The 13,688-nt window shown below is 68.2% G+C and carries 13 protein-coding genes; 5 read left to right on the top strand and 8 right to left on the bottom strand.

Annotated elements, in window-relative coordinates; translation table 11 throughout:
* Nucleotides 1-179: 179 nt before the first annotated feature.
* Nucleotides 180-1,094, top strand: coding sequence for an NAD(P)-dependent oxidoreductase (locus OID54_RS31250; RefSeq protein ID WP_329025016.1), 915 nt, complete (start codon nucleotides 180-182; stop codon nucleotides 1,092-1,094).
* 153 nt (nucleotides 1,095-1,247) lie between these two features.
* Here the strand turns inward: OID54_RS31250 and OID54_RS31245 are convergent, their stop codons facing one another.
* Both OID54_RS31245 and OID54_RS31240 read right to left on the bottom strand, forming a co-directional pair.
* Nucleotides 1,248-1,436: a DUF397 domain-containing protein gene (locus OID54_RS31245; protein WP_329025014.1), complete on the bottom strand. Its 189-nt coding sequence runs from the start codon at nucleotides 1,434-1,436 to the stop codon at nucleotides 1,248-1,250.
* The gene (locus OID54_RS31240) at nucleotides 1,433-2,287 is read right to left on the bottom strand and encodes a helix-turn-helix domain-containing protein (RefSeq protein WP_329025012.1); all 855 of its coding nucleotides are present in this window, start codon (nucleotides 2,285-2,287) and stop codon (nucleotides 1,433-1,435) included. Before OID54_RS31240 ends, OID54_RS31245 begins: the two co-directional genes overlap by 4 nt.
* Nucleotides 2,288-2,454: 167 nt before the next feature.
* Between OID54_RS31240 and OID54_RS31235 the strand changes: the two genes are divergently transcribed.
* Entirely contained in the window at nucleotides 2,455-2,910 is a 456-nt protein-coding gene (locus OID54_RS31235; RefSeq protein WP_329025010.1) for an ATP-binding protein, read from the top strand.
* Nucleotides 2,911-3,170: 260 nt separating this feature from the next.
* On the opposite strand, the gene OID54_RS31230 is transcribed toward OID54_RS31235, so the two are convergent.
* The gene (locus OID54_RS31230; RefSeq protein ID WP_329025008.1) at nucleotides 3,171-4,625 is read right to left on the bottom strand and encodes an NAD-dependent succinate-semialdehyde dehydrogenase; all 1,455 of its coding nucleotides are present in this window, start codon (nucleotides 4,623-4,625) and stop codon (nucleotides 3,171-3,173) included.
* A gap of 398 nt (nucleotides 4,626-5,023) precedes the next feature.
* On the opposite strand from OID54_RS31230, the gene OID54_RS31225 reads away from it, so the two are divergent.
* Nucleotides 5,024-5,881: a FadR/GntR family transcriptional regulator gene (locus tag OID54_RS31225; RefSeq protein ID WP_329025006.1), complete on the top strand. Its 858-nt coding sequence runs from the start codon at nucleotides 5,024-5,026 to the stop codon at nucleotides 5,879-5,881.
* 33 nt (nucleotides 5,882-5,914) lie between these two features.
* Here the strand turns inward: OID54_RS31225 and OID54_RS31220 are convergent, their stop codons facing one another.
* Nucleotides 5,915-6,418, bottom strand: a complete 504-nt coding sequence (locus OID54_RS31220) for a F0F1 ATP synthase subunit B family protein (RefSeq protein WP_329025004.1) — start codon at nucleotides 6,416-6,418, stop codon at nucleotides 5,915-5,917.
* A 271-nt stretch (nucleotides 6,419-6,689) separates the two neighbouring features.
* Here OID54_RS31220 and OID54_RS31215 point away from each other — a divergent pair, with 271 nt between their 5' ends.
* Nucleotides 6,690-7,043, top strand: a complete 354-nt coding sequence (locus OID54_RS31215) for a VOC family protein (RefSeq protein WP_329025002.1) — start codon at nucleotides 6,690-6,692, stop codon at nucleotides 7,041-7,043.
* A 243-nt stretch (nucleotides 7,044-7,286) separates the two neighbouring features.
* On the opposite strand, the gene OID54_RS31210 is transcribed toward OID54_RS31215, so the two are convergent.
* Entirely contained in the window at nucleotides 7,287-8,048 is a 762-nt protein-coding gene (locus OID54_RS31210) for a Clp protease N-terminal domain-containing protein (RefSeq protein ID WP_329025000.1), read from the bottom strand.
* 320 nt (nucleotides 8,049-8,368) lie between these two features.
* On the opposite strand from OID54_RS31210, the gene OID54_RS31205 reads away from it, so the two are divergent.
* A complete protein-coding gene (locus OID54_RS31205) occupies nucleotides 8,369-9,433 on the top strand; it encodes a S1 family peptidase (protein WP_329024998.1) in 1,065 nt (354 codons plus the stop codon).
* 94 nt (nucleotides 9,434-9,527) lie between these two features.
* Here OID54_RS31205 and OID54_RS31200 read toward each other — a convergent pair whose 3' ends face one another.
* The 3 genes from OID54_RS31200 to OID54_RS31190 form a co-directional block, all read right to left on the bottom strand.
* Nucleotides 9,528-10,007, bottom strand: coding sequence for an Appr-1-p processing protein (locus OID54_RS31200; RefSeq protein ID WP_329024997.1), 480 nt, complete (start codon nucleotides 10,005-10,007; stop codon nucleotides 9,528-9,530).
* Nucleotides 10,008-10,100: 93 nt separating this feature from the next.
* Entirely contained in the window at nucleotides 10,101-12,314 is a 2,214-nt protein-coding gene (locus tag OID54_RS31195) for a 3-hydroxyacyl-CoA dehydrogenase NAD-binding domain-containing protein (protein WP_329024995.1), read from the bottom strand.
* Nucleotides 12,315-12,429: 115 nt separating this feature from the next.
* A complete protein-coding gene (locus OID54_RS31190) occupies nucleotides 12,430-13,644 on the bottom strand; it encodes an acetyl-CoA C-acetyltransferase (RefSeq protein ID WP_329024994.1) in 1,215 nt (404 codons plus the stop codon).
* Between the last annotated feature and the right edge of the window lie 44 nt (nucleotides 13,645-13,688).

The following is a 13,688-nucleotide window of genomic DNA, read 5'->3' as shown; positions in this document are numbered from 1 at the left end:
GACCCCCGGGCGCGTCGAAGGGACGGGCGACTCCCCTCGGGGGAGCGGATCGCCCAGACCATCGCCACGGCCGTGGGTCACTGACGAACATCATGAATTTCGCTCAGATATGACCCATATTGAGCACAGTTTCCAACATGAGCATTTTCTTGCAAGCAAAGATCGAAAGGGTACAAACAATGAGCGGAACCCGCGGTGAGCGGCTCGGTTGGCTCGGCACCGGTCGTATGGGCACGGTGATGGCCGGCGCCCTGCTGGACGGCGGCTCGGACGTCTCCGTATGGAACCGTACGGCGTCGAAGACCGCACCCCTGGTGGAGAAGGGCGCCAAGGCGGTCGACTCCATCACGGACCTGGCGGATGTGGACATCGTCTTCGTGATGGTCTCCGCGAGCGCGGACCTGATCACGGTCACCACCGGTGAGGGCGGTCTGCTGCGGGCAAAGAAGCTGCCGCAGGTCATCGTCGACTGTTCGACCGTCTCCGCCGAGGCGTCGGCCGAGGTGCGCGCTGCTGCCGAGGCCGCCGGCGTCGCCTTCCTGGCCTCTCCCATCAGTGGCAACCCGGCCATGGTCGCGGACGGCCGGGGCGCGATCGTGGCCTCCGGGCCGCGGGAGACCTACGACCGGGTGGCGCCCTACCTGGAGATGATCGCCCCCACCGTGGTCCACGCCGGACCGGGCGAGCAGAGCCGACTGGTGAAGATCTGTCACAACCTGATGCTCGGCATGATCACCCAGGCGCTGGTGGAGGTCACCACGCTCGCCGAGAAGGGCGGCGTGCCGAAGGCCGCGTTCGTGGACTTCATCAACGGCTCGGTGCTCGGGTCGACCTTCATCAAGCACAAGGGCCGGGCGCTGGTCGAGCGCGACTACACGCCCACCTTCAACAACAAGATGCTGCGCAAGGACTTCGACCTCGGCCTCGGCGCCGCCCGTCAGTTGGAGGTCCCGCTGCCGGTGAGCAGCATGGTCCACCAGCTGATCCAGACTGCGATCGGCCACGGCTTCGCCGAGCAGGACTACGCCGCCCTGTACGAGGTGGAGGCGCGGGCCGCCGGCATGCGTGACGGAGACTCCGAGCAAGCCGAGTAACGGACGTCTCCCACCGAACCGACCGCCGTGTGCGTACCAGCGCTCCCCTGTCCTGCGAGGGTGCGCACGCGGCGGTCATCCACGTGACCGGACCGGGGCGCACCACCCGGTCCGGTCACATCGGACTTCCGGCCGTATGCAACCGGATCGCGGTCACACGCCTTCGGCTGCGAACCGCACGAAACGCACCCAGCCCACCCGCCCAACGGCGAACCACGGACGCTCCACATCCTTGGAATCCCGCACACACACCACCTGCTCCACAACGGCGACCTCCACACAGCTGTCGCCCTGCGCACTGCTGTAACTCGACCTGAACCAGCAACGCTCGACCGGACTCATAGCCCTCCTCGCATCCGCTCCAGCAGACCCAACGAGTCTTTCGGGGAGAGAGCCTGCGAGCGCAGTCTTGCATAGCGCAGGGACAACTTCCCGACCTCTTTCCGGTCAGCGATGAGCCGTCCGCTTTCCTGCCCTTCTACGTAGGCACGTCGTTGACCGTCAGCTGCCTCCAGGAGTTGGATCGGCCCTGCCATGCAGGCGTGGTGCTCGCTCTGCATCGGCATGACCTGAAGGACGACGTTCCGCCGCGCAATCGAGGAAAGAACGTGGTCGAGCAACTCGCGCGTCACGTCCAGACCGCCGAGGCACCGAGCAAACACCGCCTCCTCAACGATGAAGTCAAAGATCGCATGTGGCTTTTCAACCAGCAGGAGTTGGCGCTCAAGACGAGCCCGAACCGTTGTCTCCACGTCGATGTCGGTCATCGGCGGGATGTCGTTGTCGCAGAGGACCCTCATGTACCCCTCCGACTGCAACAACCCTGGCACCAGACGGCATTCGTAGGTGCACAGACTGACGGCCGCCCTCTCCAATCTGGCCCATCGACGGAACCAAACGGCCAACCCGGGCTCGCTCCTCGTCAGGTGCCTGGCCGCCTTGCGCAGTGCACCCGTGTTTCCCAGGAGTTCTTCGGCCCTCTCCACAAAGGCGGGATCCGGCATCCGGCGGCCGAGTTCCACCGATGCCACCGTGTGCTTCGAGTACCGGACGCGCGCCCCGAACTCCTCGCGGCTGATGCCCGCGTGTTCCCGTAATGCCTGGACGACCGCACCGAAGGTCCGCAGACTGTCCGAAGGATCAGGCTCCCGCTCCCAGTCACCCGCCGTCGTGTCCGTCTCGTCCACGGTCATACGCCACACCTCCGGGGCCATGAACGGGGCCGTTCCGCCCCTGAGCATCACTCACCCAGCGTGTTGGACCAAGGGGCGTACTGTCCATCGAACAGTCGCGTACGCGATGTGCGCGTACCAGGATCACCCCTGGTCGGGACCTTGGACCCAGCGGCATGGTGGCAGCCATGCACTTCACAGCGCCTCAATGCGCCGTCACCGTACGTGTGTTCTCCAAGAGGTTCCCTTGCACTGCCAGGAGCGCCCGACTCGCCCGGCGAGTCACCGCCGCAACACTGGACCGCTGGGAGGTGGCGAACGACATCAGGGACCGGGCGGAGGCCGTCGTTGCCGAGTTGGCCACCAACGCGGCAGTCCATGCGTGGGTGCGTGGGCGCGGATTCCGGGTCGCGCTGCGGTGGGACATGACCCGTGGCGTACTGCTGTTGGAGGTCACCGACGCCCGAGGCGACCGGGCGCTTCCCCGAACCGCGACGTCGACGGACGAACGGCATACGGAAGCGGAGTCGGAGTCGGGACGCGGCCTGCTGATGGTCGCGGCGCTCGCCGATCGATGGGGTGCCCGACCCCATCCACCGAGCGGCAAGACCGTGTGGGTGGAGTTGGACACCGCAGGTCTCTGAGGTGAGGACGTGGCGTTGGGCCTGGGGCGGCCTGGTCTCAGGGGGTGCACACCGATGCCCGTCGCGACCCCTGCGGCTGCCAGCGCGGGCAGAACCTCATGTTCCCCACTGCGCTGCGGGATCGGCTGCCGGACTCATGTGATGTGCCGGACTCGTGTGTTGCCCGTAAGCGGCATCACAGCAGCGAGCACGCCGAAGGGGCAGGCCCACCCCCCATGATGGGCCTGCCCCTTCCGGTGGTGCGCTCGCGAAGCGGGCGACTACCAGTCAGTGGCGATGTACTTGGTCTCGGTGTATTCAAGGATCCCCTCGTGCCCGCCTTCGCGACCCAGCCCGCTCTGCTTGACGCCTCCGAAGGGGGCGGCCGGGTCGGAGACGATGCCGCGGTTCAGCCCGACCATTCCGGTCTCCAGTGCACCGGAGACCGCGAGGCCCCGGCGAAGATCGCGGGTGTAGACGTAGGACACGAGGCCGTACTCGGTGGCGTTGGCGAGCCGGATCGCCTCGGCCTCGTCGCGGAACCTGACGAGCGGGGCCACCGGTCCGAAGATCTCCTCGTCCAGGATGGCGGAGCCGGGGGCCACCTCGTCGAGGACGGTGGGCTCGTAGTAGTAGCCGATGCGGTCCGGGATGCGCCCGCCGGTGCGCACCCTGGCGCCGCGCGCCACCGCGTCGTCGACGAGTTCGGCGACCTTGGCCTGTGCTTCGGCGTTCACCAGCGGTCCGACCTCGGTGTCCTTCTCCAGTCCGGGCCCCATGCGCAGGGAGCCCATCGCGGCGGCGAGCCGGATGCCGAACTCCTCGGCCACGGACTCATGGACGTAGAAGCGGTTGGCGGCCGTGCAGGCTTCACCGCCGTTGCGCATCTTGGCGAGCATGGCGCCCTGGACGGCGGCGTCGAGGTCAGCGTCCTCCAGAACCAGGAAGGGTGCATTGCCACCGAGTTCCATGGAGGTGCTCAGGACCCGGTCGGCCGCGCCGTGCAGAAGCCGCCGGCCGACCTCGGTGGAGCCGGTGAAGGAGAGCTTCCGTACGGCCCGGTGCTCAAGCATGGCGGTGACGACGGCTCCGGAGCGGTCCGCGGGGACCACATTGACCACCCCGTCGGGCGTGCCGGCCTCGGCCATGAGGGCACCGATGGCCAGCGCGGTCAAAGGGGTGTCGCTGGCGGGCTTCAGAACGACCGAGCACCCGGCGGCCAGCGCGGGCCCGATCTTGCGGGTCGCCATCGCAGCGGGGTAGTTCCACGGGGTGACCAGCACGGCGACGCCGATGGGCGCGCGGTCGACGAGTATCCGGTAGCCGCCGGCGGGGGCATGCTGAACGGTGCCCGCCAGACGTACCGCCTCCTCGGAGTACCAGCGGAAGAACTCCGCGGCATAGGCGACCTCGGCCCGGGCGTCGGGCAGGGCCTTGCCGTTCTCGGCGCTGATCAGGGTGGCGAAGAACTCCGACCGCTCGGTCATCAGCTCATAGGCGCGCCGCAGGACGGCGGAGCGCTGGCGCGCGGGAGTGGCGGCCCATCCGGGCAGGGCCTGCTCCGCTGCGTCGACCGCGGCGACGGCGTCCTCCGTGGTGGCGGAGGCCACCTGGGCGATCGGCATGGCGGCGGCGGGATCGTGGACCTCGATGCGGCGCCCGTCGGACGAGGGACGCCAGGCACCCCCGATGAGCATTTCGGTGGGGCAGTGGTCGAGGGCGACGCGCAGTTCCATGGGACTCCTCAGCAGGAAAAAGGCATTGGCTTAGCCAATTAGCCAATATAGGCGCGTGGCGCAAATGGGTCCATGCCCAATCCGTCACGTTCGAGGAGGAAGTCGCGATGTGGCAAAGTGGCCTGGCCACCGGGCCACAGGGTCCGCGTCCCGAAGGAGGCAGAGCCGTGTCAGAAACCCGCGCCCCGGGACCTGACCACCGGGAGGTGGCTCCGGACACCGGTGCACCCTCGGTCGGCGCAGACACGCTCGCCCCCTTGGGCAACCACTCGCCATCGGGGCACGTGGTCTCCCCACGAGCCCCGCGGCGACCCGAAAGAGCCACGGCCGGTGGCACCGCAGAAGCAGCGTCGGAAGGCACCCGACGGGGGAATGCGCCCAATGAGTCGGAGGGGTCCATGGAGCACGGCGACACCACACCGCCCGGCACGCCCGAGGCCAAGGCGGCAGAGCGGCCCAAACGCAGGAGGCGCGGTGGGGCCTCGCGCACCGATCCCGCCGTGAACCTCCAGCCCGTGCGACCCCTTGCCGTGCGCCCCCTGTCCGATCGGGTCGCCGATCAGATCCGCGAGTTCATCATCAGCGAGGACCTCGCCGAGGACACCCGACTGCCCGCCGAACGCGAGTTGGCCGTCCGGTTCGGCACCAGTCGTCCCACGGTGAGTCAGGCGCTGCGCACCCTCTCCCTGATGGGGCTGGTGGAGATCCGTCCCGGTTCCGGCGCCTACGTCGTGCATCGACCCGACCGGGTGATGACCGCGACGGTGGGGCTGATGCTCGATCTCGACCGACAGTCGATCCCCCACCTCGCCCAACTACGGCTCTGGCTGGAGACCGTCGGCGTACAGGAGGCGATCGGTGCCCTGCGCGAGCGCTCGTCCCGACTGGACCCGGGCGTCCCCGACGGACTCGACGATGTCCGCGCGGCGTTCGAACGGCTTCGGGAGAGCTCGGGAAACGTCTCCGCCTGGATCGCGGCGGACACCGTCTTCCACGCGACGATCGTGCGCCACTCGGGCAATCCGTTTCTCGCGTCCATCTACGAGTCGGTGCACACGGCCGTCATTCGCTACGAGTACGAGCCATGGGTCAGGGCCCAGAGCATGCCCCCCTGGCTCGCGCCCGGAGAGGCCGAGCGACTCATCGCCCTTCATGAGCCGATCATGGCGGCGATCGAGGCCGCGGACGCCCCGGCCGCCCTGGAAGCAGTGCGACACCATCACGACACGCTGATGGCGAATCTCCGTACGCGCTGATCAGCACGCCCGGCAGACCGCCCCAGGGTCAGTTCAGTGCTGGGGCGGGCGGGCGTCGCCGTCCGTCGGGCCGGTCACCAACGCTTCGCCCACGACCCGCTCGGCCATGGCCAGGCCCCAGAGATCCACATCGGCGCGCAACTCGGCTTCGGCGACGGCTCGTGCGGCCTCGATCTCCACAGCGCCCTCGGCCAGGATGCGCGCCCGCTCCCGCTGACCCTCGGCCCGGGCGGCGTCGATCAACGCCAGGCCGTCTTCATGGGCCTTCTGGCGCGTACGGGCGGCCTCGTGGCGCGCCTCGGCCAGAATGGCATCACGCTCCGCGCGGACCTCCTCCGCCTCGGCACGCACTCGCTCGGCCTCGGCGGCAACTCCGTGGGTGGCCTGTTCCCGCCTGCTGATGATGTCCGCGGCCCGGGGCAACACCCAGCGGGCAAGCAGCACATAGACGATGGCGAAGGACAGCAGACCGACCAGAATCTGATAGCCGCTGGGATTGAGTGGTCCAATATCGAACGGCAGCAGATTCTCGTTCATGGTTCTCGCCTACCCGTTCGACTCGCGCGGGAACCGTTCACACCAGGGGCAGTTGGTCGGTTTCCCCCTGCGGTTCCGCCACAAGGTCCCATCATCCCCGGGTGATGGCGGGAAGGTGTTCGGTCCGTGTCCGAAACAGCCGGTCACGTTCACACGGAAGCAGTACACGAGGGCGCCCCGAGCGGGAGACCTCAGGTCTTTCCCGTACTGGAGGCAGTGTGCGACGTTTTGGCGCGTGTCATCGAAGCCCCGGCAGGTCTAAGCTCCGCGGATGACCTTGCAATGGGAACAGGTAGTCGTCCACTCGGTGGATCCAACAGCATTGGGGCAGTGGTGGGCCGAGGCCCTTGGGTGGGTCGTGGTCCACTCCTCCGATGACGAGTTCGAGATCCGCCCGGCACCGGATCGTCTGCCCGGGTTGGAGTTCGTCCGCATCTATGAGAGCAAGAAGGCCAAGAGCCGACTGCACCTCGACTTCAGGCCCGACGACCAGGAAGCCGAGGTGGCTCGTCTGCTGGCTCATGGCGCACGGCGTACTGACATCGGCCAGGGTGATCAGCCGTGGGTCGTCCTGGCGGATCCCGAGGGCAACGAGTTCTGCGTCCTCAGCCAGCCGCGTCCCTAGAAACTCTCTGCTCCGAGGCCATGCCCCTCAGTCCTCACTGTGTGCACCCGGGAGGGTTCTGGGTGCCGACAGGGGCCGGCGGATCGCCGATCGCGGGCATCGACACCCCTCACCACAGGCCGCCGCACACGATGAGGACCAGGACGAGCAGCACGAGCAACCGCCGCCACAGCGGGAGGAGACATCGGCGGTAGCACCGCTTCCGCGTGGGCTGCTTACCACGGCCGCGGCCGAACACGGCGCTCAGCCTTCGGGGTTCAGCTCAAGGTGCTCCTCCAATCGGGCGATGCGTCGATTCAACGGTTCGAGTTCCGCCCGAACGGCCGCGGCGAGCGCTTCCCGTACGTCCGTGGACGCCATCTGTCGCCCCTGACCGCTCTCCGCTCGCAGATGGACATAGCCCGCGAGAGCGGCGGTGACGGCCCGTCGGACGAGCTTGGGTTCCGCGCCGAGCGCCCGTAGGACCTGCCCGGCCACCCCGTCGGGTTCCACGGCCAGACCGAGCAGCAGATGCTCGCACCCGATGTAGTTATGGCCGAGTGCGGTTGCTTCCGTGACCGCCAACTCCAGCGCGGTGGCCGCGGGCCCGTCGAACCGGCGCGGATCGCCGTCCGCCACGGCGATCTCCGACCGGTCGGGCTGTCGGCGGCTCAGATCCCGCCCGACCTGCTCGGGCTCGATCTCCATGGCGCGCAGTACCTGGAGGGCCAGGTTGGTGCCCTCGTCCAGCAGGGCGCCGAGCAGGTGCTCGGTACCCATCCTCGGTGCACCGGCCTCCCGCGCCCGCTCCACCGCCAGTTCGAGCACGGCGCGCGTCCTCGCGGTGAAGTGCGCCAACGCGCCGGTGGGCTCCTTGTCGAGGTCGGCCACGACCGTCTCGCGAATGGCGGTCAGCCGCCGCACGGCCTGTTCCAGGGCCCGCTGGCACACGGCCGACACGGGCACACCCACCTCCTTCACCGCTTCGGCCAGTTCGTCGGGCAGATAGACGTTGATCTTCGGCATCGGGCACCCCTCGGGTCGACTAGTAACCCCACCATAACCCCCTTGGGGTTATCACCACAGAATAGCCGGCGCGCCAAGGGCCAAAGCCGGCCAGATGCGTTCCATGGCCTCCGCGCCGCCCCACCCCATCCGGATCACCCAGGGGTTCACCCCGCCCGACCACCCGGCTTTCACCAGGCGGGGCAAGCAGGCCGAGGGGCGAGCACTCCAGCCATCCCGGAGAGACACGAACCCAAATTCACCTAAAAACACAATATTCAAGACAAACTGCCGATCAGTCAGTCCCTTCTCACGGGACATCAGCACAAGGAGAGCCCTCCATGAGACGCTCGCTCGGCGCGCGCATCTGTCTGTCCGTCCTGCTCACGGTCCCTGCAATCGGCCTCGGCAGCGCGTCCGCTGCCGCCGCAGAGCCCGAACCCTCCCCCGGGGTCACGGCCTCCACCGGTACGTACGCCCTCGATTCCCGGCTGGAGAAATCCCTGGGTGAACACGCGGCCGGCTCCTATCTGGACTCGACGACTGGCGAACTGGTGGTCGCCGTCACCGACGAGACATCAGCCGAGCAGGTGCGCAGGACGGGCACTCGCGCACAGGTGGTCAAGCGCAGCACGGCCCAGCTGGAGGCCGCCATGGCGGTCCTGGAGGAGCAGGCGAAGATCACCGGCACCTCCTGGGGCATCGATCCGTCGACCAATCAGGTCGCCGTGGAAGCGGACGAGTCCGTGTCCGAGCGCTCCATCGCCCTGCTCAACACGGTGGCCAGCGGTCTGGGCGACGCGGTGAGGGTCAAGAGGGTTCCCGGAGTCTTCAACAAGGAACTGGCGGGCGGGGACGCCATCTGGTCCTCGGGCTACCGCTGCTCGGCCGCCTTCAACGTGGTCAAGGACGGGGTGCGTTCCTTCCTCACCGCCGGACACTGCACCAACATCGCCGCCAGTTGGGCCACGAGCAGCGGTGGTCCCGAGGTGGGAACCCGTGAGGGCACCAGCTACCCGACCAACGACTACGGGATCATCCGCTACACGGACAACTCCCAGGCCGAGGGGACCGTCAACCTGTACAACGGCACCTTCCAGGACATCACGTCCGCCGCCGACGCCATCGTCGGGCAGGCCATCCAGAAGAGCGGTTCGACGACCCAGCTGACCAGCGGATCCGTCACCGCAGTGAACGTCACCGTGAACTACAGCGACGGGCCCGTCTACGGTCTGGTGCGGACGACGGCCTGCTCAGCAGGTGGCGACAGCGGAGGTGCACACTTCTCCGGCTCGACCGCCCTCGGCATCCACTCAGGAAGCTCCGGCTGTCGGGGCACCAACGGCTCGGCCCTCCACCAGCCGGTGACCGAAGCACTGAGCGTCTACGGCGTGGCGGTCTACTGACCGACGTGAACATTCCGCGGATGTGGGTGCCCCCGGCTGCCGTCGGGGGCACCCGCATCCACCCCCCGTCGGTCGAGCGCGGTATGACGCCTCATCAGCCGTCGTGGTCGTACACCGTGACCGATATGTTCCGTGCGATCAGACGCTCGACGATCAAGGGCTCGACCCGGGACCAGACTCCTCCCGCAAGCCCCGTACCGATCCGCGGCATATGGACACTCGCCCCGCGCTCCACAGCCTCCTCGGCCACGGCTGCAAGGGCCGTGTCAATGGCGTCATAGCGAACGGGAGACCCCTTGCTCCCACGCTTCATCCCGCGCTGCCCCACCATGTTGGCCACCCAGAGATACGGGCCCACCTGAACGAACTGCACCGCCCCGAGTCCAAAGTCATTCCCCGCACGCTCCCGGTGCCAGCGGCGATAGGACGCCTCCGGCTCCGGCCAGCGGCGCGAAAGCGCCACCACGAACCCCTTGCCCCAGCCACCCAGGTCATTGCAGACATGGGCGATCAGCTTGATCCCCTTGCCCTGTGGCGCGGTGGCATCTCCCCGTACGTACACGATCCCGGACATGCATCCACCGTACGAGCCACCACTGACAATCCGCCTGAGCAGAACCCCGGAGCGAGCGCTGTGGCATCCCTCGCTCCGGATGCGACCGGCCGATCAACGCCCGTCGGTGAATGTCTCCCCCCGCTCGGCCTTCGCCACCAGCAACGCGGGGGGCTCGAAGCGCACGCCATAGCGGGCAGCCAGCTCCCGCGAGCGCGCCAGGAAGCCGGGGACGCCACCGGCGTACCCGTTGATGTACTGGAGTACGCCGCCCGTCCAGGCCGGGAATCCGATGCCCATGATGGAGCCGATGTTGGCGTCGGCGACGGACGTCAGGACGCCCTCTTCCACACAACGCACCGAGTCCAGCGCTTCGGCGAAGAGCATCCGCTCCTGCATGTCCTCGAAGGGCACATCCACATCGGTTCGGGTGAAGTGGGTCCGCAGACCGGGCCAGAGGTGGGTGCGCCGCCCGTTCTCGTACTCGTAGAAACCCGCTCCCGTGCTGCGTCCGGTGCGGCCGAACTCGTCGACCATCCGGTCGATGACCTCGTCGGCGGGGTGCGCGATCCAACGGTCGCCCGACTCCTCAACCGCGCGCCGGGTCTCCTCACGGATCCTTCGAGGCAGTGTCAACGTCAGTTCGTCCATCAGGGAGAGGACCTTGGCGGGGTATCCGGCCTGCGCCGCAGCCTGTTCGACGGATGCGGGGTCGATGCCCTCTCCGACCATGGCGACGCCTTCATTGATGAACCGGCCGATGACCCGCGAGGTGAAGAACCCCCGGGAGTCCTGGACGACGATCGGCGTCTTCCCGAGTTGGCGTACGAGGTCGAAGGCGCGGGCCAGCGCCGGATCACCGGTGTGCTCACCCCTGATGATCTCCACGAGGGGCATCTTGTCGACGGGTGAGAAGAAGTGGAGCCCGGTGAAGTCCGCGGGCCGCTCGACCCCTTTGGCCAGGAGGGTGATCGGCAGGGTCGAGGTGTTGGAACACAGCAGGGCGTCCGGGGCGACGATGTCCTGGATCTCCTGGAACACCTGGTGCTTGAGCGCGGTGTCCTCGAAGACGGCCTCGATCACCGCGTCACAGCCGGCGAGGTCGGCCGGATCCGCAGTGGGAGTGATGCGTGCCAGCAGAGCGTCCCGTTTGGCCTCGGTGGTCCGGCCGCGGGAGAGCACCTTGGCCAACAGTCGCTCCGCGTACGCCTTGCCGTTGCGGGCGCCGTCGAGTGACACGTCCTTGAGGACGACGTCGATCCCGGCCCGGGCACAGGAGTAGGCGATGCCCGCACCCATCATGCCCGCCCCGAGGACCGCCACCTTGCGGACCGGCCGGGGCTCGATGCCCCGCGGCCTGCTGGCACCGGAATTCACCGCCTGGAGATCGAAGAACAGGGCCTGGATCATGTTCTTCGCGGTCTGTCCGACGACGAGTTCGGTGAAGTAGCGCGCCTCGATGGTCTGTGCGGTCTCAAAGCCGACCTGGGAGCCTTCCACGGCCGCCGCGAGGATGTTGCGCGGCGCAGGGAAGGGGGCGCCCCCCGTCTGCTTCTTGAGGTTCGCCGGATACGCCGGGAGGTCCGCGGCGAACCGCGGGTTGGAGGGAGTGCCACCGGGGATCTTGTACCCCTTGATGTCCCAGGGCTGGTGTGACTCGGGATGGGCGTCGATGAAGGCGTGGGCCCTGGCCGTCATGTCCTGCACCGAGGTGGCGACTTCGTGGACCAAGCCGTTCTCCAGAGCCCGTGCGGGGGTGTACTGGGTGCCCTGGAGGAGCAGTTTGAGCAGGGCGTCCGCGACGCCGAACAGCCGGACGGTCCGGGTGATGCCCCCACCGCCGGGAAGCAGCCCCAGAGTGACTTCGGGCAGTCCGATCCGGGAGCCGGGAGCATCGAGCGCGATGCGGTGGTGGCAGGCGAGGGCGATTTCGTAGCCGCCGCCGAGCGCTGCTCCGTTGATGGCCGCCACGACGGGTTTGCCGAGGGTCTCGATTCTGCGCAGCGCCTGTTTGACGGACATTCCGGCGTCGAAGATCTGCTGTGCATCCGCAGGTCCCGCCCGGAGGAGGTCCTTGAGGTCGCCGCCGGCGAAGAAGGTCTTCTTGGCGGAGGTGACGATGATCCCCCGGATCGAGTCTCGTTCCGCTTCGGCCCGGTCGGCGATGGCGGAGATCGCTTGTCGGAACGCCTGGTTCATGGTGTTGGCGGACTGGTGGGGATCGTCGAGGACGAGGGTGACGACACCGGTGCCGTCCCGTTCCCAACGGATCACAGGGGCGTTCTCGGTGCTCTGAGTGCTGTTGGTGCTCTCGGTGCTCTCGGTCATGGCGGGTCCTTGGAATCCTGGGGGGCTGGACGGCTGGTCAACTGGTCCGGGGACGGGCATCTGCTGCGTTGCTCACGAGATGCCCGTGGCCCCGATGGGGCTCGGCCGGGGACGCCTAGATGCGTTCCACCACGGTCGCGATGCCCATGCCACCGCCGACGCACAGGGTGACCAGTCCGTACCGCTTGTCCTGGCGCTCCAGTTCGTCGATGAGGGTGCCGAGGATCATCGCTCCCGTCGCGCCGAGCGGATGCCCCAGGGCGATGGCGCCGCCATTGACGTTGATCCGGTCCAAGGACAGGTCCAGATCGCGGGCGAAGCGCAGGACCACCCCGGCGAACGCCTCGTTGATCTCGATGAGGTCCATGTCTTCGATGGTGAGCCCGGCTTTGGCGAGCGCCTTGCGGGTGGCGGGCGCCGGACCCGTGAGCATGATGGTCGGTTCCGACCCGGAGACGGCGGCGGAGACGATCCGCGCCCGTGGGGTGAGTCCGTACCGTTCGCCGATGGCGCGCGACCCGATCGCCACCAGGGCCGCGCCGTCCACGATGCCGGACGAGTTGCCCGCGTGGTGCACATGGTCGATCTGTTCGACCCAGTGGTACTTCTGGAGTGCCACCGCGTCGAAGCCACCGAGGTCGCCGATGCCGGCGAAGGCCGGCTTGAGCGCGGCGAGGGAGTCGGCGGTGGTGCCGGGGCGCATGTGTTCGTCGCGGTCGAGGACGACGAGGCCGTTGCGGTCGCGGACCGGGACGATCGACCGGTCGAAGCGGCCGGCCTTCCATGCCTGGGCGGCGCGCTCCTGGGAGAGTGCGGCGTACTCGTCGACGTCGCGGCGGGAGAAGCCCTCGATGGTGGCGATGAGGTCGGCCCCGATGCCCTGGGGGACGAAGCCGACCGTGTGATTGGTCATCGGGTCGGCGAACCAGGCGCCGCCGTCCGATGCCATCGGCACCCGGGACATGGACTCGACGCCGCCGGCGAGGACCAGGTCCTCCCAGCCCGAGCGGACCTTCATCGCCGCCATGTTGACCGCTTCCAGACCCGAAGCACAGAAGCGGTTCTCCTGTACCCCGGCGACCGTGTCGGGGAGCCCGGCGGCGATGGCGGCGATCCGGGCGATGTCGGAACCCTGGTCACCGACCGGCCCGACCACGCCGAGCACGACATCGTCGATCGCCGCCGGGTCGAGCGAGGGGTGGCGGCGACGGACCTCCCGGATCAGTCCGACGACGAGGTCGATCGGTTTGGTGCCGTGGAGCGCTCCGTCGGCCTTGCCGCGTCCGCGAGGAGTGCGGATCGCGTCGTACACATACGCTTCGGTACTCACGTCAACAGCCTTTCGGAGGTACGGGTCGCGGGCGGTCGCCTACC

This window comes from Streptomyces sp. NBC_00690 (genome assembly GCF_036226685.1).
Taxonomy (GTDB): Bacteria; Actinomycetota; Actinomycetes; order Streptomycetales; family Streptomycetaceae; genus Streptomyces.
The sequence above is the reverse complement of the archived record's forward strand: the minus strand, read 5'-3'. Positions and strand labels throughout refer to the sequence as shown.

What these genes read in the sequence shown, in the direction of transcription:
- OID54_RS31220 (WP_329025004.1), bottom strand. Translation starts at nt 6,418, where the DNA reads ATGAACGAGAATCTGCTGCCGTTCGATATTGGACCACTCAATCCCAGC.
- OID54_RS31240 (WP_329025012.1), bottom strand. Translation starts at nt 2,287, where the DNA reads ATGACCGTGGACGAGACGGACACGACGGCGGGTGACTGGGAGCGGGAG.
- OID54_RS31225 (WP_329025006.1), top strand. Translation starts at nt 5,024, where the DNA reads ATGGAGCACGGCGACACCACACCGCCCGGCACGCCCGAGGCCAAGGCG.
- OID54_RS31215 (WP_329025002.1), top strand. Translation starts at nt 6,690, where the DNA reads ATGACCTTGCAATGGGAACAGGTAGTCGTCCACTCGGTGGATCCAACA.
- OID54_RS31195 (WP_329024995.1), bottom strand. Translation starts at nt 12,314, where the DNA reads ATGACCGAGAGCACCGAGAGCACCAACAGCACTCAGAGCACCGAGAAC.
- OID54_RS31200 (WP_329024997.1), bottom strand. Translation starts at nt 10,007, where the DNA reads ATGTCCGGGATCGTGTACGTACGGGGAGATGCCACCGCGCCACAGGGC.
- OID54_RS31245 (WP_329025014.1), bottom strand. Translation starts at nt 1,436, where the DNA reads ATGAGTCCGGTCGAGCGTTGCTGGTTCAGGTCGAGTTACAGCAGTGCG.
- OID54_RS31235 (WP_329025010.1), top strand. Translation starts at nt 2,455, where the DNA reads ATGCACTTCACAGCGCCTCAATGCGCCGTCACCGTACGTGTGTTCTCC.
- OID54_RS31230 (WP_329025008.1), bottom strand. Translation starts at nt 4,625, where the DNA reads ATGGAACTGCGCGTCGCCCTCGACCACTGCCCCACCGAAATGCTCATC.
- OID54_RS31210 (WP_329025000.1), bottom strand. Translation starts at nt 8,048, where the DNA reads ATGCCGAAGATCAACGTCTATCTGCCCGACGAACTGGCCGAAGCGGTG.
- OID54_RS31250 (WP_329025016.1), top strand. Translation starts at nt 180, where the DNA reads ATGAGCGGAACCCGCGGTGAGCGGCTCGGTTGGCTCGGCACCGGTCGT.
- OID54_RS31205 (WP_329024998.1), top strand. Translation starts at nt 8,369, where the DNA reads ATGAGACGCTCGCTCGGCGCGCGCATCTGTCTGTCCGTCCTGCTCACG.